This window comes from Stenotrophomonas sp. Marseille-Q5258 (assembly GCF_946900935.1).
GTDB lineage: Bacteria > Pseudomonadota > Gammaproteobacteria > Xanthomonadales > Xanthomonadaceae > Stenotrophomonas > Stenotrophomonas nematodicola.
On sequence record NZ_CAMPPN010000008.1, the window covers coordinates 33867 to 54733 of the forward strand.

Here is a 20867-nt window from a genome sequence, read left to right on the forward strand (position 1 = left end):
CGCGCAGCGTAACAGGCAGCGCGGGGGGCGCGTCAGTTCTTCTTCGGGTGGTTCGGGAACGGCTCCATCGCACGGAAGCGGCTGCTGTATTCGTCGGTCAGGTTGCGCGACTCCTGCGCGTTGCGCACGATCGTCGGGGTGAGCAGTACGATCACTTCCGAGCGACCGCTGTTCTGGGTCTTCCTGCCGAACAGCGCACCCAGCACCGGGATCTTGCTCAGCCCCGGCACGCCGTTGCTGCCATCCTCGTCGGAGTTGGTGATCAGTCCGGCCAGCATGATGGTATCGCCGCTCTGCACGGCCGCCTCGGTGGAGATCTTGCGGGTATTGATCGGCGGGTTGCAGGTGGTCTTGGTCGGATCGCAGCCGGCGGGAATCGCGCCGGCCGAGCTGACCTCCTGCACGATGTCCAGGAACACCACGCCATCGCGGGTGATGCGCGGGCGCACCTTGAGGATCACGCCCGTGTCCAGGTACTGCACCTGGCTGTAAGTGTTGTCGCCGCCCACGCCGGTGTTGACCGAGACCGAGTTGATCGGGATCTGGGTGCCGACGTTGAGCGTCGCCTCGGCATTGTTGCGGACGAAGATGGAGGGGGTCTGCAGAAGGCGCAGGTTGCTGACCTTGTCCAGCGCGGTGACCACGGCGGCCGCGTTCTTGCCAAGGAAGGTCCAGCCCACGCCTCCATCGCCGACGACCCCGGAAATGCTGCCCCAGATCGAGCGGCCCAAGGCGCTGGGCAGGTCGACGCCGCTTTCGGTCTTGCCGGTGGCCACGGCCTGCTCGAAGAACCAGTTGACGCCGTAGCTGAGGTCGCCGGTGAGCGACACTTCGGCCACCTGCGCCTCGATGTGCACCTGCATCGGCATCACGTCGAGCTTTTCGATCACCTCGCGGATGGAGCGCCAGGCCTGCGGCGTGGACCGCACCAGCAGGGTGTTGGTTTCCTCCACCGCCGACACGCCGACGCTGTCGCCCTGCACTTCCAGGTTGAAGCTGGCGTTGCCTGCCTGCCGCTGCGGCAGGCTCATGCTGCCCTCGCCCAACCCGCCACGGCTGTTGCCGTTGCCGCTGCCGGTGGTACTGATGTTGTTGGTGTTGCCGCCCAGGTCGCGGCTGCCGACCTCCATCTGCGAGCCCCCCGGCGCCAGCGAGGCGCTGCTGCTGCCACGGCCGCGGCCGTTCTCGCTGGCGAACGCCTCGGCCAGGCGCTCGGCCAGGTCCTTGGCTTTGACGTAGCGCAGCTCGTAGGAGAACAGGCGGGCGCTGCCGCCGGCGGTGTCGATGCGGTCCAGCCACTGCTGGATCTGATCCAGGTAACGTGCCTGTGGGGTGATCACCAGCACCGCGTTGGCGTTTTCCAGCGGCAGGAAGCGGAACATGCCCGCGCTGGGGGTTTTGCTCTCTTCGCCGAACACCTTTTCCAGATCCGCAGCGACCTGCTCGGCCTTGCCCGACTGGATCGGGAACACGCCCACCGACATGCCCGACAACCAGTCGACGTCGAAGATCTCCACCGTGCGCAGGTAGTTTTCCAGTTCGTTGCGGGTACCGCCGAGGGTGATCACGTTGCGCCCGCTGTCGACGTTGACGATCGCGTTGGGCCGCGCATACGGCTCCAGGACCTTCTTCATCTCCGTGGCGGAAATGAACTGCAGCGGCACCACGCGCACCTCGAAGCCACGCGCGCTGGCGGCCGGGGCGGTGCTCGGCGCGACCGTGCCGGCGAGCGCCTGGTCGGCGGGCACGATGTTGTACCGGCCGCCGCTGTAGACCATGCGCGCGTTGTTCCAGCCCAGCACCATTTCCAGCAGGTTCAGCGCCTGCGCCGACGACACCGGCTTGGGCGTGGCCAGCGTCACGGTGCCCTGCACGCCCGGCGCGATCACGTAGTTCTGCCCGAGCATGTCGCCCAGGATGGCCTTGACCACGGCATGCACCGATTCGCCTTCAAAGTTGAAGGTCGCCTGCCCGCTGCCGGCCTGCGAGAGCGCCGGCTGCGGCGCCGCAGCGGCGCTGCGGTTGATCATGGTGCCGGTGCCGCGGCGGATCACCGCCTGCGGTGCGCCGGCCTCCAGGCCTTCGGTGGCCACGCCCTCGCGCGAGCCGTCGCCGGCCACCACCTGGTGCGGCCCGTCCAGCACGGCGTCGCGACGCACCTCGGGAGCAGGCACGGTGGCGCAGCCCACCAGCAGGGCCACGGCAAAGGAAATCGGGAAAAGACGCAGTGTCATGCTTTCACTCTAAGGGTTTTGGCCGGAGCCGCCCGCGGGCGGTCGCTGCGACGACTGTTGTTGTTGCTGCTGTTGCTGCAGTTGCTGGCGGCGCGCCTGGATGCGCTCGCGGATCGCACTCATCTGTTCTTCGCTGGGGCCTTCGTTCTGCGCCGGTGCCGGCGCGGGTGCCGGTGCGACCGGCCGCGCCACCGCGGCGGGTGACGGGCCATTGGTCGGCCGGGCCTGGGCCGCCGCCGACGCCGGTGGTGGAAGCGCGGGCATCGGCTGACCAGCTGGCGGCACGCCTCCACCGGGCGTGGGGTTGCCGAGCACGGTGGGCGGCTCGCCGCCCTGCCCGTTGAACACCGGCAGCTCCAGTACCTGGGTGCCGCCGGGGCCGGCGACAGTGGCACGACGCGGCTCCAGCGCCAGCAGCTGCCAGCCGTTGACAGCATCGCCATTGAGGCGCAGGCGCAACGAGTGGTGCTGGTCGGTGGTGAGAATGGCCATCGCGAAACTGTCGGTGAGCAGCACGCCGGTCAGACTGACCGTGCTGGCCGCACCCGGTTCGCTGCCGCCCAGCAGGTAGGGCCGGGGGGTACGGTCTTCGGCAAACAACGGGCGCGTGCCGATGTCGGCGTAGCTCGCGGCCGTGGCCATGCGCTCGGGGGCCGCAGGCGGCAGGACCGGCAGCGCGGCGGCGCCGCGTCCGGGCGGCGGCGCCGGACCCAGGCGACCGCCCAGCCCGAACAGGGTCGCCAGCCAGATTGCCGCGGCCCAGGCCAGTACCGCAGCCAACCACCAGGTGCGCAGGGGCGCCACGTCAATTTTCATGCGCGCCCTCCTCATCCGGCACCGCGTCGCCACCGTCCGCGTCCATCGGTGCGGCGGGCATGGCCATCGCATCCCCCATCGACGGCGCGGCGACCGCTGCGGCGGATGCCGCGGCACCGGCGGCGTCGGCCGCAACGGGCGCCTGCGCGATGCCATCGGTCGCGGTGTCGTCCAGATACCCCACCAGCTCGAACGACACGTCCAGCCCCGTCCCGGTTTCGCTGGGCGACTGCTGGAAGCGCTGCGCGAGCAGGTTGAGATTGTCGATGAACAGACGCGGCGTGCCGGTTTCCAGGGTGTGCAGCACCGCCGCCATTTCCGGTATGCCGCAGCGCAGCCGCACCTGCAGCGCCACCCGTGCAAAGCGCGCATCCGGCGTGGTATCAGGCAGGGGCGAGCGGTTGCTGATCGTGCAGCTGCGATTGCCCGGGCTGGCCGAAGCAACCGCATCCTGCAGGCGGGTGGAGAGCGCGGCGGCGGCGGATTCGGCGGTGGCCTCGCGCAGGAAACCGGGGCGTCCCTGCAGCGCCGCGCGTGCCTGCGCCAGGCCCTGCGCCACCTGTGTGCGCTGCTGCAGCTGGGCCTGCACGCGTTGCTGGCGCTCCTGCAGCCCGGCAATGTCGGCATCGATGGCGCGCAGCGGCTGGGTAAACCACGGGTGCACCAGCAGCAGGTAGGCCACGCCGATCACCGCGATCAGCAGTGCCAGCGCCAGCCAGCGGTCACGGCGTGTCGTTGGTTGCGCCATCGGCACCCTCCGACGTTGACGGGATGGAGGCGGTGCCCTGGCCGGGCAGTGGCTGCAGCTCGGCGGTCAACGTGAAGCGGTCGCGGCCGGCGGCGCCACCGTCGGCCTGCAGCACACCGGTCAGGTTGACCTTGCGCCACAACGGCGACACCTGCAGCAGCGGCACCAGCTGCGAGGCTTCACGGCTGAGCCCGATCAACTGCAGCGTGTTGCCTTCGATGGACAGCTTCTCCAGATAGGTTCCGTCGGGCAGCAGCCGGGTCAGCTCGTTCCAGATTTCCACGCTGCTGGCATGGCGCCCGCGCTGTTGTTCCAGGAACGCCGCACCGTCCACCAGCGACTGCAGCTGCTCGCGTTCGGCCGCCACCTGGCGGGCGTCGCGCGCCGCTGCATCGACCTGCGCCCGCAGGCGCTCGGCCGCCGCCTGGCGGTTGTCCAGCAGCTGCAGGCCAGCAAGTACCAGCAGCAGCACGCTGGCCGCGCCCAGCAGCAGGTTCCAGCGCCGCATCGGATCGCGCGTGGCCTGGCGCTGTGCCGGCGGCAGCAGGTTCACGCCGAGCGGCACGCCGGCTGCATCGACCGCATCCAGTCCGGCCAGCCCCTGCGACCACGCGCCGTACTGCTGCGCCCACTGCGCCAGCGCCTGCAGCGGCACCACCACCAGTTCGACCTGGAGCTGGCCGTCGTCGAGCACGCCGAGCTCGCGTACGTCGAAGGCGACCTGGCTTGCATCGAACGGCGTCTGCCGGTCGATCTCGAAACGCACCACGTCGTGCAGCCGCTCGGCCGCGGCCGCCGGCAGCCGCAGTGGCCGCCGCAGCACCGCCGAGGCCGGCAGCAGCCAATGCCGCGGCAGGGTACGCAGGCGTGCGTCAAGGAGACTGTCCAGCGCAGTGGGCGACGTCGAGAGCGGCACGTCCACGACCGGGCCGATCATCGCGCCGGTTTCCTGCATCAGGCGCACCTGCCCCGCCTGCGCGGATAGCAGCAGGCGCGAGCGCGACCAGCCCAGCGCCCACTGCCAGCGCGCCGGCAACCACGCCAGCAGCGAACGCCGCCACCAGCGCAGGCCACGGCCCACACCCGGCGCCATCTGCCCCTGCGCCCGCACCAGACTGTCACGCCATGCCGTCATCGTGCTGCCATTCCCTGTTCCCAGCGAAACACTGTGTAGACCCTTCCCGGCGTACCCGCCGACCCCATCCGCACGACGGCGCGCAACACCGAAACACGGCCCCGCGCGTCCGTGGCGCGGCTCTCGATACTATAGGTGCCGCCGCCGCTGGCAAGCGGTGCGACAGGAACACCGGCTTCGACCGCCGCCTGCGCACGCTCGCGTTCGGCCAGCAGCCGCTCGGCATCCAGCCCCAGCGCGCTCAGTACCGGACCGGCGGCGAAGCGAGGGTCCGGCCGCGACTGGCGGCTGTACAGCGTCAGCATCGGCTCCATGCGCGCATACAGCGCCGCATCCATGCCGAGCACCCGCTGCAGTTCGCCCAGGCTGTCAAAGCGCGCATTGCGCGCGCCATACGGCAGCCCGGCTGCCCGGTAGTCCGCCGTTTCGGCGCCGCCGCCGGGTTGCTTGAGGTTGTCGGCGTCGCGCCAGTCCAGGATCGCCCCGGCCAACTGCTGGGCACGTGGCGGCGGTTCACCCAGCGCGCGCAGGAAGCCGGACAACAACGCCGCATCGGCAAGGTTGAGATTGATCTTGCCGTTCTCATCGACGATACGCAGGTCGATACGGCGTTCGTCGAACTGCCACCGGTAGCGCCGGCCATCGGGTACCCACGCCGGCTGCGTGGCGGTGGGCTGCAGGCGGTGCAGCGCGTATTCCAGGCCCGCCCGCGCATGCTCCTGGCCGATTGCGTCATCGCCGACCACGCGTTGCTGAAGATGCTCCACCCGGGCGGTAAGCGCGTACGCGCCCACCACGGCCGTCAGCAGCGCGATCAGCCACAGCACCAGTACCAGCGCGGCCCCCCGCATGCGCCGCGTCATGGGCGCGCGGCCTGCTGCTGCGACAACGCCACCACCAGCGTGGGCCAGGCCGGCCCCTGTGCCGGCTGCACATCGATGGACACCAGCAGCGGCAGGCGCCGGGTATCGTCCCACCGGTCCTGCCAGGCGCCGACGTCGCCGGTGCGCGGGTCGATGCCGCGATAGCGGAAGTGCACGCCCCGCAGGCCATCGACGAGCAGTTCGGGGGCGCGCGGCGGGGTTTCCTCGATGCGCTCGCCGTTCTGCACCAGGGTGAGCGTCAGGTCCAGCCGCTGACTGCGGCCATCGGGGCGCAGCGCGAGTTCGTGCACATACGGCCCGCCCCGGCCGAGATAGCCCGGCAGTTCGGACACGAACAGCATGTGCTGCGCGTCACCGGCGAAGTAGACCGGCTCGCGGGTCGGGTCCGGCGGCGTGGTGGCGGTGCGCGTGGCCATTGCCAGGCGGCGCCGCAGGAACCCTTCGACCGCCCGCATGCGCTCGTTGTGCGCGGCCACCGCTTCGCCCCGTTGGCTGATCGCCATCGCCGAGCGGATCGTAGCGAACGCCAGGGCCAGCCCGCCCACCAGCAGTGCGGTGGCCAGCAGCACTTCGATCAGGGTGAACCCTGCGCGGGTGTGAACCGCCAGCGGCCTCATCGGGGTGCCCCCGGCACTGCGGCCGTTGCCGGCGGCAGCAGGCGCAGACTGCGCCACTGCAGCGTCTCGCCGCCACCGTCGCCCCAGCGCACCTGCAGGGTGATCCGGGCCAGGCGCGGCGCAGCGGGGTCGATGACCGACGGCGCGGTATCGCCACGCGCGTCCACGAACGGCTCCACCTGCAGTTGCCAGCGGTAGCGGCCGTCCTCCCACTCACCGCGGGTCTGCCCCGGTTGCAGCGGCGCGTCGATGCCGGTGGCCTCGAGCAGCGACTGCGCATGCAGTACCGCGCGGGTCCGCAGATCGGACTGGCCGACCTGTCGCGACGCGCCGGACAGGCTGCCCAGCAGCAGGGTCAACGCCAGCGCCAGCAGCGCGAACGCGACGATCACTTCCAGCAGCGAATAGCCGCGCTGGCGCTTCATGGGCGGTCCCGCCGCATGCCCGAGCGCACCTCGCCGGTGATCCAGCCCACCTGGATGTCCCACACCGCATCGCGCGCGCTCAATGCGATCCGTCCCCCGCTGGCGCCGCCATCGGGATAGAACGCGATGGCGGCCTGGCCGGGCCCGGGGGCGACTTCGCGCGCCGCACTGACCTGGACCTCCAGCGTCGCCGGCAGGGTGCCGTGGCGGCCATTGGCGGCGGTCCAGGTACGCGCCTTCGGGTCCACCACGAAGCGCTGCTGCTCACCGGTGGCGATCGCCTGGGTCCGGGTGTAGCGCAGCTGGTTGGCCATTTCCTTGCCGGCGTTGCGCAGCCGCATGCCGTCGATGCCCCCCCGCATGCCACTGGCGGTGATCAGCCCGATTACCGCGATCAGGGCCACCACCAGCAGCATTTCCAGCAGCGACAGGCCACGCGCGCCCGTCCGCGGGGCAGCGCGGTGGTGGCGCGGCGGGCGCGGGGCGGCCGCCTCCATCACTCGTAACGGATGTCCGCGTCGTAGCTGCTGCCGCCGACCTTGCCGTCCTTGCCGAGGCTGATCAGCTCGAACGGCTGGCCTTCGCCGGGCACGCGGTACTCCAGCGCGTGGCCCCACGGATCGTTGAGATCGGCCGGCTTGGCGTACGGGCCGAGCCAGCCGCTGCTGCCGCCGGGCTGGGTGACAAGGTCGTCGAGCTTGGCCGGCAGCTTGCCGGTATCCAGCTGGTAGTTCTCGATCTTGCCGGCCACGGTCTGCACCTGGGCCTTGGCGATGTTGGCCTTGCCGCGGTCGGCGCCGCCGAGAACGCGACTGCCGACCAGGGTGAGCACCGCGCCGATCAGCACGATGACGATGATGATTTCCAGCAGGCTCATGCCCGACTGGTTGCGCGGCGAGGAGAAGCGGATCAGGCGGCGTTGCATGCAGTGGGCTCCTTGGATCGGGTCGGTCGGGGATGGGCCGGCGGCGCTCAGCCGATGGCGTTGGTGAGGTCGTACAGCGGCACCAGCACGGCCACGATCACCAGCCCGACCACCGAGGCCAGCACCAGGGTGATCACCGGTACCAGCGCCGACAGCAGGCGGTCGATCGCGCGTGCGCTTTCCTGTTCGAACGTGTCGGCGGTCTTGAGCAGCATGGTATCCAGCGCGCCGGATTCCTCGCCGACCTGGATCATCTGCAGGGCCAGACGTGGGAAGCGCTTGCCGCGCGCCAGCGAGGCGGACAGGCCGTTGCCGTTCTTGACCTCGTCGCTGGCCGCATCCACGTCGGCCGCCAGCGCGCGGTTGCCCAGCACGTTGCGGGCGATGCCCAGGCCGGACAGCAGCGGCACACCATTGCGCAGCAGCGTGCCGAGGGTGCGTGCCAGCCGCGCGGTTTCCAGCTTGGCCACCAGCGCGCCGATGCCGCGGCGCTGCAGCAGCCAGCCATCCAGCGCCAGGCGGAACGCCGGCTGGCGCAGTTTGCGCTCGATCACCAGCGCCACCAGCGCCGGGACCACGATCACTGCGATCCAGCCTTCACGCACCACCGTGCCGGCCGCCAGCACCCACTGGGTGAACCAGGGCAAGGCCACGTCCAGGCTTTCGTACATGGTGGCAAACTGCGGCACCACATAACCGAGCAGGAACAGCAGCGCGCCGCCGACCACGGCCAGCAGGATCGCCGGATAGATCAGCGCGTTGATCACCCGGCCTTTCAGCTCGGCGCTGCGTTCGAGGTAGTCCGACAGGCGCTGCAGGGTGTCGTGCAGGCTGCCGCCGGCCTCACCGGCGCGCACCATGTTGATGTACAGCCGCGAGAACAGGCCGTGCTGGCGTTCCAGTGCGGTGGACAGCGCGGCGCCCCCACGCACGATGTCGCGGATCTCGGTGATCACCCGGCGGCTGCGCTCGTCCTCGGGCAGCTCCAGCAGGATGGTCAGCGCGCGATCCAGCGGCTGGCCCGCGCCGAGCAGCGTGGCCAGCTGCTGGGTGAACTGCACCAGCGCGGCGCCGTCGAACGGTTTGCGCCGCAGCAGCGTGGCCCACGACGATGCGCTGGCCACGCCGTCGCTGGCCAGCCGCGCTTCCATCGGCACGTGGCCCTGGTCCTGCAGCCGCGCGGCGACCTCGGCTTGGCTGGCGGCCTCCATCTGCCCGTCGAACAGCTCACCGTGGGCGTTGAGCGCCTTGTAGCGGTACTGGGGCATGCTCAGCCGCCGCTCCGCTGCCGGCACGCGCGGCGCATCAGGATTCCTCCGTCACGCGCAGCACTTCCTCAAGGGTGGTGTGGCCCTGCAGCGCCTTGGACAGGCCATCTTCATACATGGTGCGCATGCCGGCGGCGCGTGCGATCTGCTCGATCTCGCCCATGCCGGCACGCCGCATCACCGCACGCCGCAGTTCGTCGTTCATCACCAGGAACTCCATGATCGTGGTGCGCCCCAGGTAACCGGTGGGCGCTGCCGCCGACGGCTGCGCGCGGTACAGGAAGATCTCGCCCTGCGGCTGCAGGCGGCGCAGGCCGAACTTCTCGATCTCCTCCGGCGAGGCCGGATAGCGCAGCGCATGCGACGGCTCCAGGCGGCGCACCAGGCGCTGGGCGAGGATGCCGTTGATGGTGGACGTCAGCAGATAATCCTCCACGCCCATGTCGAGCAGGCGGGTGATGCCACCGGCGGCGTTGTTGGTATGCAGCGTGGACAGCACCAGGTGGCCGGTGAGCGCGGACTGGATGGCGATGCGCGCCGTTTCCAGATCGCGCATTTCGCCGATCATGATGATGTCCGGATCCTGGCGCACGATGCTGCGCAGGGCGTTGGCGAAATCCAACCCGATCTGCGGCTTGGCCTGGATCTGGTTGATGCCTTCGATCTGGTATTCCACCGGGTCTTCGACGGTGATGATCTTGACGTCGGCGGTGTTCAGCTGGCTCAGCGCGGTGTACAGCGTGGTGGTCTTTCCCGATCCGGTCGGGCCGGTAACCAGCAGGATGCCATGCGGCTGTTCCAGCACCCGGCGGAACTGCGGCAGGAAGGCGTCGGTGAAGCCGAGGCGCTGGAAGTCGAACACCACCGTGTCCCGGTCGAGCAGGCGCATCACCACACTCTCGCCGTGCGCGGTGGGGACCGTGCTCACGCGCAGGTCCAGCTCTTTGCCCTGCACGCGCAGCATGATGCGGCCGTCCTGCGGCAGGCGGCGTTCGGCAATGTTCAACCGGGCCATGATTTTGACGCGGCTGATCACCGCCGCGGTCAGATTGGCCGGCGGACTTTCGCCGTCGATCAGCACACCGTCGACGCGATAGCGCACCTTCAGGCGGTTCTCGAACGGTTCGATGTGGATGTCCGAAGCGCGCAGTTCCACCGCGCGTTGGATCACCAGGTTCACCAGGCGGATCACCGGCGCTTCGGAGGCCAGGTCGCGAAGATGTTCGATGTCGTCCACCGCAGCGCCTTCGCCGTCAGCGGTCTCGATGATCGCGCCCATCGCGCTGCGGCCCTGGCCGAACCAGCGTTCGATCAGATCGTCGATCTCCGAGCGCAGCCCCACGTGCAGGCGCACCGGAACCGAGGTGGCCAGCTGCACCGCCTCGGCGGCGTACGGGTCCTGCGGGTCGGAGACCCACAGGTCGAGCACGCCGTCCTGCAGCGCCAGCGGGCAGACGTGAAACTGTTTGAGAAAACGCAGCGACAGCGGCAGCGTTTCGAGCAGGGCCTCGGGCGGGCTTTCCGGAACCGCCTTGGCATCCAGCAACGGCAGCCCCAGCACCTCGCTGCTGGTCTGGGCATGGTCGCGCTCGGACACCAGGCCCAGCCGCACCAGCAGCTGCAGCAGGCTGCCGCCGGATTCACGGTGCAACGGACGCGCGCGCGCGAGGTCGCCTTCCTTCAGGCGCCCCTTCTGCAGCAATACGTCGACTAGTCGTGTTTCCGCTGCGGATTCGGCAGTGGGATCGTGGGCAACCGCGTTCACGAAGCTCTCCTGGCAACCCCTGCGACTTTAGCAGTTCGTCGCGATCCTACGCGGGATTCCCCGGTGCGGAATGCAAAAGCGGGAGCCCGTCACAAGACGGACTCCCGCAGCAGGGCCATACGCTTACTGGTTGGCGACGATGCTCACGCCGCTGAACGCGGACTCGCCGACCAGCTTGATGTAGTACGTGCCCGCCACCGGCGCGGTGAAGCGCACGGTTTCACTGTTGCCCGGACGGGTCGACTTGGCGTCGTAGGCCGTCGCGGTCGGTTCCTTGCCCTGGCTGACGTACACCGACACGTTGCCGCTGCCACCGTAGGTCAGCAGGCTGAGCACCTTGCCGGCCTGGGCCTCGAAGCTGTAGAGCACTTCGCTGCCACCGGCGCCGCTCAGGCCGCCCACCGCCACCTTGTTGGTCAGCGGCGTCGCGGTCGGGCCGCAGTCCTCGGTGCACGGCTCTTCCAGCGCCTTGTCCAGCGCGGCCTTGGCATCGAGGATGCCGGTGCCGATCGGGGTGGACGCCGGAATGCTGACCGGGAACGGACGGGCCGTCTCCTTGAGCAGGGTCTCCATCGCCGCCGGGGTCAGCGGGTCGCGGTTGTTGGCGATCAAGGCGCTCTGCACCAGCGCGGCCACGGCGGCCACGTGCGGCGAGGACATCGAGGTGCCGCCCTTGCCACCGTAGGTGGAGGTGCCCAGATCCGGCGAGGTGGTGCTGCTGGACACGGCCTGCCAGACGAAGCCGCCCGGGTTGCCGTCGACGCTGCCGCCGCCACCCGGTGCGGACAGATCCACTGCCGGGCCGTAATTGGAGTAGTAGGTGATGCCACCGGTGATGCGGGTGGCACCGACGGCCACCACGTTGTTGCAGTTGGCCGGACGTGCGTTGGCCACCGGGCCGCCGTCGTTGCCTGCCGCCACGATCACCACCGTGCCGCGCTGCACCGCACCGTTGATCGCGGCCTGGTAGACCGGATCGCACGCGCCACCGCCGCCCAGGCTCATATTGATGATTTCGGCCGGGTTGGGGTTGGCCGGAATGCCGGCCACGGTGCCGCCGGACGCCCAGGTGATCGCATCGGCGATATCCGACAGGCTGCCACCACACTTGCCGAGCACGCGTACCGGCAGCACCTTGGACTTGTACGCGACACCGGCCATGCCGATGCCGTTGTTGGTCGCTTCGGCCACGGTACCGGCCACGTGCGTGCCGTGCCAGGAGCTGTCATCGGCAAGCGAGCCCTGGTAGCACTCGTTGTCGTTTTCCACCCAGTCGCCGTAGTCCAGGGCGCCGGGCACGCGGTCATTGGTGGGGCGACGCGAGCGCGCCGCGTTGCTGATGAAGTCGTAGCCCTCCAGCAGATTGCCGGTGAAGTCCACATGGTTGGGCACGATGCCGGTATCGATCACCGCCACCACCACGCCCTCACCCTGGGACACGTCCCAGGCGGCCGGTGCGTTGATGCCGCCCACGGCGTTGTGGAAATGCCACTGGTATTGCTGGTAGTACTGGTCGTTGGGCACCAGTTGCGGGGTGGCGTCGGCCTTGGCGCGCAGGTCGGCGCGCTGCATCAGCACGTCGGCCACGGCGTACTGCACCGAGGGATCGGCCGACAGTTCGGCCAGTACCTTCTGCAGTTCGGCGCCGCCGAGCCGGCTCTGCAGGCGGATCAGGTCGGCACCCACGCCGAGCGTGCGCACCACCTGCGGGCTGAGCGCGTTGGCGCGCACGGTGCCACCGTTGAGGCTCGCCCGCGACAGCGCCGAATGCACCACCTGCAGCTTGGCCGAGCGGTCGGACGCAGCAGCGGTGCCGCTGCGGTACTTGATGATGATGCCGTCGCTGACCTGCTGCGCGACAGTGGCCGCGCGTACCGGCTCTTCGGCGCGAAGGGTGCCGGCAAACGCGGCACCGGTGCCGACCGACATCGACAGCAGCGCGGCTGCCAGTACGTTGATGCGAAGGTTCTGCTTACTGATCACGTTGAAGTCCTCTTCAAGGTCATGGATCAAACGACTGTTCAGGCCAACACTCCATGCGACAACCACTGGCCGGCCCTGGCCAGGGTTCCCGTGACCCGCCCCCTCAGGCCTTGCATTTCCCGGGGCGACACCCTGCCGGTGCCGCCCCGTTCACGCGCTTACCAGCCGAAGCCGGCACCCACGCCGACCGAGCTGTCATCGCTGCTGAACGCACCGCCCAGGGTGACCGTGGCGCGCTCGCTGATGGCGCGCTGGTAGCCCAGCGACAGCGCCGATTCGCCGCCCTGGAACCCGATGCCGACACCGACGCGGTTCTGCGTGCGTACGCCGGCGGCACTGGTGGCCATGTTGAGCATCGCCGCGCTCATCGCGCCCTGGCGGTCGATGCGGCGATCCTGGTGACGGAGGCGCTGGTCGATCTCGCCCTTGTAGATGTCAAAGCTGTCGGCCATCGTGGTGAAACGCTGGTCGGTGTAGCTGTTGGCGCTGGCGATGCCACCGTCGAGCTGGCCCTTGTTGACCGCGTCGGTGGCCTGCGTACCGGCCGCGACATGGGTGACCTGGCGTTCGTTGCCGGTGGCACCAACCGAGACCGTGTCGGCGCGGTCGGCGACCGAGCCCTGGCCCAGCGCCACCGAGTTGGCTGCGGTCGCCGACGCCCCCTGACCGATCGCGGTGGACGCGGCCCCGCTGGCAACCGCGCCCTCGCCCATCGCCACCGCGTTCACGGCAGACGAGGCGGCGGCGGACGGTGCCACGTAAGCCTGGCTGCCGCCCACGCTGGCGGCGGTTGGCGTGCCCTGCACGTCGGCCAGCGCCGTATCACTGGACAGCGGTACGGCCGTTTCCACGGTGGCCAGACTGGCGCTGGCCACCGTGGCACCGGCACCGCGTGCCCGTGCCGTGCCGCCACTGCCGGCCATGCGCTGGTCAAGCTCGGTGACCTTGCGGTCGAGCGCACCCAATGCATCGCCGACGTTGGCGTAGCTGGCGCCCTGGATCACGTAGTTGGGCGCCACGAACACGCCCTGCATGCCCACACTGGCACCGCCGCCGAGGAAGCTGGCAGCATCGCTCAACGACTGGAACAGCTGGCCGCCGTTGATCGCCTGGCGGCTGCCGGACGCGATCGAGCCGTTGCCCACGTTCTCCAGCGTGGTGCCCTGCAGACCGGACAGGGTCAACGTGTCGCGGCTGCTGTCGTCATAGGTGAGCGCATTGGCCGCCACGTTCTCCACCGTGCCGATGCGGGTGTCGATATCGCCCACGCGGGTTTCCACCGCGCCCACGCGCTGGTTGGTGGTGTTGAGCTGCCCGCCGGTAACCGCATCGGTGCTGCCCTCGGCGATGCGACCGGCGCCGACGTTGACGATCCGGCGCGTGGCCGGACCATCGGTACCGTTGCCGCCGCCCACCGAGACCACGTTGGCTTCCACCGCGCGCGAACCGGCACCCAGCGCGACCGCGTTGGCGCCGGACACGCCCGCCGCAGAGCCGATGGCGATGCTGTTGGCACCGTTGCTGGCGAAGGCACCGTTGCCGATGGCCACGCCGTTGGTCGCATTGGTGGAGGCCTGGCGGCCGATCACCGTGCTGTTGGTGCCGCGTGCGGATGCATCGGCGCCGATCGCGGTGGCTCCGGTGGCCGACGCCACCGCAGCGGTACCCAGCGCACTGCTGCGGGTCGCGCTGGCGGTCGCACCGGCACCGGCGGCGAGTGCGTCGGTGCCGCTCGCCGTGGCGACGCCGCTGCCGCTGGCCTGGAAGTGCTTGCCTACCGCATCGGCAGTGGCGGCCACGCTGTCCAGCTGCGACTTGTTGACCGCATCGGTAGCGTTGACGCCCGCACCCACGTTGGTGATGCGGCGGGTTGCCGGACCGGTGGTGCCGTTGCCGCCGCCGACCGAGACCACGTTGGCCTCGCTGGTTCGTGCACCGGCGCCAAGCGCGACGCTGCCTTCGCCGCTGGCCGAGGCGCTCTTGCCCAGCGCGGTGGCGTTGATGCCGCTGTAGGCATAGCTGTCCTGGCCCAATGCGGTGGAACCGGCCGAGGTCGCCCACGCCAGCTGACCCACCGCCGTGCTCTGCGCGGCAGTGGCCCAGGCGTTGGCGCCGGCGGCCAGGCTGTTGGCGCCGCTGGCCTGCGACGCGTAGCCGATCGCGTTGGCATAGCTGCCCGACGCGGCACTGCCCCAGCCCAGCGCGGCAGCGTAGTCGCCGCTGGCCTCGGCACCGTAACCGAGCGCGGTGGTACGCACGCCGGTGGCGGCACTGAAGGCGCCCACGGCGGTGCTGTAGTCGCTGCCCGCCTCGGCGCTGAAGCCGAACGCGGCCGACTGCAGCCCGGCCGAGGTGGCGGCCGCACCGGTGGCGGTGCTGAACACGCCCTCTGCCTGTGCACCGGCGCCCAGCGCGGTGGCGCCGATACCGCTGGCACTGGTGGCCTGGTCGAGCACCACGTTGCCGTTGGCGTCCTCGTAGTACAGCGCACCACCGATCGCGGTGGCCGAATCGGCCGTGGCCGACGCGTTGAAGCCCGAGGCCGACGCGTTGCGGCCGGACGCCAGCGCGCCGCTGCCGTATGCCGATGCGCCGGTGCCGAAGGCGTTGGCCGCCTCACCTGCCGCCGTGGCGTAGGCACCGTCGACATAGCTGCCGACATCATCGCCGTTGCCGCTGCCCGACGCCTTGAAGTACCGGTTGGTTTCCTCGGCCACATCGGCCACGGCATTCAACTGGTCCAGATTGACCGCGTCGGTGCCTTCGGTACCCGCCGCCACGTTGGTGATCTGACGCTGCGCGGTGGCCGTGCCCACCGAGACGGTATTGTCGCGGTCTGCGGTCGACCCGGCGCCCAGGGCGACGCTGTTGACGCCACTGGCCACTGCGCTTTCACCCAGCGCGGTGGCGCTGGCCGCATCGGCCCATGCATTCCAGCCGATCGCGGTGGCGTAGTCGTCGGTGGCCCATGCGCCGGCACCAAAGGCCGCCGCCCCCGTGCCCGACGCGCGTGCCGGCAGCAGACCGTAGAAGGTCGAGCCGCCGATGGCCACGCTTTCATCGCCGGTAGCCTCGCTGGATTCGCCGAGCGCGACCGCGCTGGCACCGGACGCGGTCGCCGAGGTGCCGACCGCCGTGGCCAGGTTGCTGGAGGCGATGGCGCCGTAGCCCAGCGCCGCCGACAGACGCCCGCTGGCTTCGCTGTAGCTGCCGTAGGCGGTGGCGCCGGCATCGCTGGCGCTGCTGCGGAAGCCGGTGGCGGTGGCCTGCTGGCCGCTGGCGATCGACTCGGCGCCGGTGGCGGTGCTGTAGGCGCCGGAGGCCTGTGCCGCAGTGCCGATCGCACTGGCACCCAGCTCGCTGGCGCTGGCACCGGTACCCACCGCCACGCTGTTTTCGCCGGTGGCCTGGGCATTGCTGCCGATGGCCGAGGCACCTGCGCCGGTGGCCAGAGCATCGACACCGATCGCGGTGGCGTTGTCCGCCAGCGCATTGGCTCCGCTGCCGAGCGCGGTGGTGCCGTCACCGATGGCGTTGGCCGCTTCGCCGGCCGCCAGCGCGTTGTCGCCGTCGACCAGTGCACCGGCATCGCTGTCGTCGCTGCCACTGGCCTGGAAGTACTTGCTGGTGGTTTCGGCCACCGCTGCCACCTCCTTCAGTTGCGCCACGTTGACCGCATCGGTGTCCTGCGTGCCGGCAGCCACGTTGGTGATCTGGCGCTGCGCGTCGGCGCTGCCGACCGACACGGTATCGTCGCGGTCGGCGATGGAGTCGGCGCCGAGGGCAACGCTGTTGGCGCCGCTGGAGGTGGCTGCATTGCCCAGTGCCGTGCTGTTCACACCCGGCGACCACGCCCCACCACCGACGGCAGTGGAATAGTTGCCGGAGGCCTCGGTGGGCAGCAGACCGAACAGGGCGCCACCGACGGCCACGCTGTTGGTGCCGCTGGCCAGGCTGCCCTGGCCGGTGGCGGTGCTGTAGGCGCCGGAGGCTTCGGCATCGCCACCCACGGCCACGCTGTTGGAGCCGGTGGCCTGCGCGAAGCTGCCGAGCGCGGTGGCATTGAAGGCCGAGGCGACGGCATAGCCACCAATCGCGGTGGCGTAGTTGGCGGTGGCTTCGGAGGCGAAGCCGTAGCCGGCTGCGAGCGTACCGCTGACCACGCTCTCCGCACCGACCGCAGTGGCACCCTCGCCACTGGCGGTGCTGAAGTAGCCCAGCGCCACCGATTCTTCACCGGCCGCTTCGGACAGCGCACCGCCGGCGAGACTGCCGGCACCGGAGGCGATGCTGGCCGCGCCGGTGGCGGTGCTCTGCTCGCCGGAGGCTTCGCTTTCGGCACCGCTGGCGGTGGCGTACTCGCCGGTGGCCTGCGCGTTGGCACCCACCGCAACCGCGTTGGCCGCACTGGCCAGCGCATTGAAGCCGACCGCGCTGGCATTGTTGGCCAATGCGAACGCACCACTGCCCAGCGCGGAGGCGCCGTCAGCGCCGGCGTAGCTGCTGGAGCCCACGGCCGTGGCGTAGTCGCCATCGGTGGCGGCGTTGGCACCGGCGGCCACGCTCTCTTCACCACCGGCCACCGCCACGCCATCACCGCTGGCCTGGAACTGGTCGGTTGCCGCGTTCAACTGGTCCAGATTGACCGCGTCGGTGCCTTCGGTACCGGCGGCCACCTGGGTGATCTGGCGCTGGCGTGCATCGCTGCCCACCGACACCGTGTACGCACGATCGGCCACCGAGCCGGCACCGAGCGCGACCGCATTGCTGGCACTGGCCGCGCTGCCGGCACCGATGCCGATCGCGCTCTCGCCGCCGGCCACCACGTTGGTGCCGATGGCAATGCTGTTGATGCTGTTGCCCAACGCCTGGAAGCCGACCGCGACGCTGTTGTCGCCATAGCCGAACGCACCACGCCCGAGCGCGGTGGCACTGCTGCCGCGTGCCCAGCTGTTGTAGCCGATGGAGGTGGAACCGGTGCCGCTGGCCCAGGCCGACTGGCCCACGGCCGTGGCATTGGCTTCGGTGGCCCACGCACTCGCACCGAAGGCGGTCGCGCCGTCTGCCGTTGCCCACGCATAGGCGCCGGTCGCGGTGGATTCCTCACCGCTGGCGAAGGCGTTGTCGCCCTGAGCGACGCTGTAGTCGCCGGTCGCGCGGGCTTTGTAGCCGCCAGCCAGGCTGTTGTCGCCCGTGGCCTGCGCGCCGCTGCCGAAGGCATTGCTCAGTGCACCGGTGGCCTGTGCACCGGCTCCCACCGCAACCGCGTCCGCGACGGCCGTGGTGCCGACCAGGACCGCGTTGCCGTCGGCATCGACCAGCGGCTGGTTGTACGCGTCGTACGCCTGCCCGAGCCCACCGATGGCGACGCTGCCGTTGCCATTGGCGGCCACGTTGCGACCGACGGCCACCGTGTCATCGCCCACCGCGCTGGCGCCGTTGCCCAGCGCAGCGGCACCGGCACCGAGCGCGTTGCTCGCTTCGCCGGCGGCCAGCGCGCCATCGCCGTCGGCGAAGGCACCCACGTCACTGCCGTCGGAGGCGTTGGCCTTGAAGCGGTTGGCGGTGACGTTGGCGACCTGCGCCACGCCATCGAGCTGCGCCTTGTTGACGGCGTCGGTCGCCTCGGTACCGGCGGCCACGTGGGTGATCTGCCGCTCGTTGCCGACATCGCCCACCGAAACGGTGTTGTCGCGGGTGGCGGTGGAGTTTGCCCCCAGCGCCACGCTGTTGGCGCCGCGCGCGGTGCTGTAGAAGCCCACGGCGGTGCTCAGGTCGCCGCTGGCCCAGCTTTCCGCGCCCAGCGCCGAGGCTCCCTCGCCCGGTGCATAGGCAAAGTAGCCGACCGCCGTCGCTTCGGTGCCCGATGCTTCGCTCAGGGTGCCGTTGGCGACCGCGTAATCGCCGCTGGCGATGGCGCCGGCGCCGACGGCCGTGGCGGCTTCGCCGCTGGCCTGGGTCTGCACGAAGAAGCCCAGCCCCGGCAGCAGATCGGCCGGGCCGCCGATGGCGGTACTGCTCGCGCCGGTGGCCACGCTCTGCGTGCCGACCGCCGTCGAATAGTCACCGGTCGCATTGGCGACCGCACCGAACGCCGACGATTGCGCACCGCCTGCGTATGCGCCGACACCGTAGGACGAGGCTGCGAACCCGGATGCTTCGGCGCTGGCACCGACGGCCGTGCCACCGACGCCGGCGCTGGTGGCGCCGGTATCCACCGGCACGCCCCCATTGGTGATCAGCGGATTGCCGTCGGCATCCACTGCTGCACCGCCGACGGCCACGCTGCCCGGGCCGTTGGCCTGTGCGTTGTTGCCGAAGGCCGCGCTGTTCTGGCCGCTGGCCACGGCGTTGTAGCCGACCGCCGTGGCGTTCTGCGCCACGGCCGTGGCGCCGCTGCCCAGTGCGGTGGCGCCGTTGCCGAGTGCATTGGATGCTTCGCCGATTGCCGTGGCGTTGTCGCCATCGACGTACGCACCGGCATCGCTGTCGGCGCTGCCACTGGCCTGGAAGTACTTGTCGGTGGTGGCGGCCACCGCGCCCACTTCATCCAGCTGGGCCTTGTTCACCGCATCGGTGGCTTCGGTGCCTTCGGCAAGATTGGTGATCTGCCGGCGCAGGCCGTTGTCGGCATTGCCGACCGACACCGTGTCCACGCGGTCGGCGTAGGAGCCGGCACCGAGCGCCACGCTGCCGACCGCAACGGCGGCGGAGTTGGCGCCGAGGGTGGCGCTGAAATCGCCGACGGCCACGCTGAACGCGCCGACCGCCACGGAGGCTTCGCCGCCGCTGCCGGCACCGCGGCCAAGCGAGGTGCTGCCCAGGCCGATGGCGAGCGCGCCACCACCGACAGCGGTCGCGCCATCGGCACTGGCTTCGGCCAGGCCGCCGATGGCGGTCGCCGCGCCGTTTTCGCTGGCCGCGACGGCCGACGCGCCGAGCGCGACATCGCCGAGGCCGACAGCGACCGCACTCTGCCCCACGGCGGTGCTCGCATCGCCCAAGGCCAGTGCGTTCTGACCGAAGGCGCTGCCACCGAGGCCGGCGGCGATCGCGTCACTGCCCACGGCCGTAGTCGCATTGGCCAGCGCCTGGCTGCCGCGCCCCAACGCGGTTGCTCCGTCGCCTTCTGCAGTGGCACTGGCGCCGGCCGCCAGCGCACCCTCGCCATCGATACGGGCCGCATCGGTGTCGTCGCCGTCACCATCGGCCTTGAAGTAACGGGTCGCGCCTTCGGCGGCGACCGCGACCTTGTCCAGCTGCGCCTTGTTCACCGCATCGGTGGCGGCGGTGCCGGCCGCGACGTTGGTGACCTGGCGCTCCTTGCCGGCATCGCCGACCGACACCGTGTTGGCGCGGTTGGCGCGCGAGCCGGCGCCCAGCGCCACGCTGTTGGCCGCCGACGCGGTGCTGCTGCTGCCGATGGCCACCGCATTGGTGCCGGTGGCGCTGGCGCTGCCGTCGACCACGCAGCTGTCGAGGATCTTGCTGTTGAGCACCACGCAGTTCGCGTTGCCCCCCACTTCAACCGACTGCGCACGGGCGGTTGGCGTGACAACAGCCGCGCCGAGGCCAAGCGTCAAGGCGATGGCGGCCGACAGCAACGTGGCGTTGCGGCCGCCAGTGGATCGGCGCTGATCGATGACTCCCCCCGGGGACTGGCTGCTGGCCAATTCCGAGGCGACGACCATCTGCCCCAGTGCTTTGTTCCAGACCTTGCGATAAATCCGATTCATCGATACGGCTCCTGATTAGGCTGGTTTTAGGCAAAGCGACGCCAACGCCGGGCCGCGTGGCCCAACGTCCCCTGGGGGCGTTTTCGCTTGATTTACTGCGTTATGCCGAACGGCAGGCAGAGACGTACAGCGTTGCTCGCTTTCCGTGCGGTTACTGCTGACTGAACGCTGTCGAAATGAGAATGCAGTGTTAACTTACCGTGCCGAATCCGTCAAGACATTGACGTGGAAAAACATATGACCGTGTGTTTCGTCACATTTTCGACGCGATACTCGGTTATTTCGTTATAACAGTGTGAAACCACGTGAAAACGGATTTCGGCCATGTAAC

The 20867-nt window shown here is 70.1% G+C and carries 13 protein-coding genes; all 13 read right to left on the reverse strand.

The window, feature by feature from the left end; translation table 11 throughout:
- Window positions 1-32: 32 nt before the first annotated feature.
- Window positions 33-2234, reverse strand: coding sequence for a type II secretion system secretin GspD (gspD, locus tag OC534_RS06150; protein WP_136003631.1), 2202 nt, complete (start codon window positions 2232-2234; stop codon window positions 33-35).
- A 9-nt stretch (window positions 2235-2243) separates the two neighbouring features.
- A complete protein-coding gene (locus OC534_RS06155) occupies window positions 2244-3050 on the reverse strand; it encodes a general secretion pathway protein GspN (protein WP_262071567.1) in 807 nt (268 codons plus the stop codon).
- Entirely contained in the window at window positions 3040-3798 is a 759-nt protein-coding gene (gene gspM, locus OC534_RS06160; RefSeq protein ID WP_136003626.1) for a type II secretion system protein GspM, read from the reverse strand. The genes OC534_RS06155 and gspM overlap by 11 nt, the downstream gene beginning before the upstream one ends.
- A complete protein-coding gene (locus OC534_RS06165) occupies window positions 3773-4933 on the reverse strand; it encodes a PilN domain-containing protein (RefSeq protein WP_262071568.1) in 1161 nt (386 codons plus the stop codon). Before OC534_RS06165 ends, gspM begins: the two co-directional genes overlap by 26 nt.
- On the reverse strand, window positions 4930-5796 hold the full coding sequence (locus OC534_RS06170; protein WP_017357531.1) for a type II secretion system protein GspK: 867 nt from the start codon (window positions 5794-5796) through the stop codon (window positions 4930-4932). Before OC534_RS06170 ends, OC534_RS06165 begins: the two co-directional genes overlap by 4 nt.
- Window positions 5793-6434, reverse strand: coding sequence for a prepilin-type N-terminal cleavage/methylation domain-containing protein (locus OC534_RS06175; protein ID WP_136003622.1), 642 nt, complete (start codon window positions 6432-6434; stop codon window positions 5793-5795). The genes OC534_RS06170 and OC534_RS06175 overlap by 4 nt, the downstream gene beginning before the upstream one ends.
- Complete coding sequence (locus tag OC534_RS06180; protein ID WP_017357533.1) at window positions 6431-6859, reverse strand: prepilin-type N-terminal cleavage/methylation domain-containing protein; 429 nt, start codon at window positions 6857-6859, stop codon at window positions 6431-6433. The genes OC534_RS06175 and OC534_RS06180 overlap by 4 nt, the downstream gene beginning before the upstream one ends.
- A complete protein-coding gene (locus tag OC534_RS06185; protein ID WP_262071569.1) occupies window positions 6856-7356 on the reverse strand; it encodes a GspH/FimT family pseudopilin in 501 nt (166 codons plus the stop codon). The genes OC534_RS06180 and OC534_RS06185 overlap by 4 nt, the downstream gene beginning before the upstream one ends.
- The gene (gene gspG / locus OC534_RS06190) at window positions 7356-7784 is read right to left on the reverse strand and encodes a type II secretion system major pseudopilin GspG (protein ID WP_017357535.1); all 429 of its coding nucleotides are present in this window, start codon (window positions 7782-7784) and stop codon (window positions 7356-7358) included. The genes OC534_RS06185 and gspG overlap by 1 nt, the downstream gene beginning before the upstream one ends.
- Window positions 7785-7831: 47 nt before the next feature.
- Window positions 7832-9052 carry a type II secretion system F family protein gene (locus tag OC534_RS06195; protein WP_262071570.1) on the reverse strand — a complete coding sequence of 407 codons (1221 nt, stop codon included), beginning with the start codon at window positions 9050-9052 and terminating at the stop codon, window positions 7832-7834.
- A gap of 37 nt (window positions 9053-9089) precedes the next feature.
- Complete coding sequence (gene gspE, locus OC534_RS06200) at window positions 9090-10817, reverse strand: type II secretion system ATPase GspE (protein WP_136003618.1); 1728 nt, start codon at window positions 10815-10817, stop codon at window positions 9090-9092.
- A gap of 123 nt (window positions 10818-10940) precedes the next feature.
- On the reverse strand, window positions 10941-12800 hold the full coding sequence (locus tag OC534_RS06205) for a S8 family peptidase (RefSeq protein WP_026070909.1): 1860 nt from the start codon (window positions 12798-12800) through the stop codon (window positions 10941-10943).
- Window positions 12801-12958: 158 nt separating this feature from the next.
- Entirely contained in the window at window positions 12959-20536 is a 7578-nt protein-coding gene (locus tag OC534_RS06210; protein ID WP_136003615.1) for an ESPR-type extended signal peptide-containing protein, read from the reverse strand.
- Between the last annotated feature and the right edge of the window lie 331 nt (window positions 20537-20867).

What these genes read in the sequence shown, in the direction of transcription:
- OC534_RS06170 (WP_017357531.1), bottom strand. Translation starts at nt 5,796, where the DNA reads ATGACGCGGCGCATGCGGGGGGCCGCGCTGGTACTGGTGCTGTGGCTG.
- gspD (WP_136003631.1), bottom strand. Translation starts at nt 2,234, where the DNA reads ATGACACTGCGTCTTTTCCCGATTTCCTTTGCCGTGGCCCTGCTGGTG.
- OC534_RS06175 (WP_136003622.1), bottom strand. Translation starts at nt 6,434, where the DNA reads ATGAGGCCGCTGGCGGTTCACACCCGCGCAGGGTTCACCCTGATCGAA.
- OC534_RS06210 (WP_136003615.1), bottom strand. Translation starts at nt 20,536, where the DNA reads ATGAATCGGATTTATCGCAAGGTCTGGAACAAAGCACTGGGGCAGATG.
- gspM (WP_136003626.1), bottom strand. Translation starts at nt 3,798, where the DNA reads ATGGCGCAACCAACGACACGCCGTGACCGCTGGCTGGCGCTGGCACTG.
- OC534_RS06185 (WP_262071569.1), bottom strand. Translation starts at nt 7,356, where the DNA reads ATGGAGGCGGCCGCCCCGCGCCCGCCGCGCCACCACCGCGCTGCCCCG.
- gspG (WP_017357535.1), bottom strand. Translation starts at nt 7,784, where the DNA reads ATGCAACGCCGCCTGATCCGCTTCTCCTCGCCGCGCAACCAGTCGGGC.
- OC534_RS06155 (WP_262071567.1), bottom strand. Translation starts at nt 3,050, where the DNA reads ATGAAAATTGACGTGGCGCCCCTGCGCACCTGGTGGTTGGCTGCGGTA.
- OC534_RS06165 (WP_262071568.1), bottom strand. Translation starts at nt 4,933, where the DNA reads ATGACGGCATGGCGTGACAGTCTGGTGCGGGCGCAGGGGCAGATGGCG.
- OC534_RS06195 (WP_262071570.1), bottom strand. Translation starts at nt 9,052, where the DNA reads ATGCCCCAGTACCGCTACAAGGCGCTCAACGCCCACGGTGAGCTGTTC.
- OC534_RS06180 (WP_017357533.1), bottom strand. Translation starts at nt 6,859, where the DNA reads ATGAAGCGCCAGCGCGGCTATTCGCTGCTGGAAGTGATCGTCGCGTTC.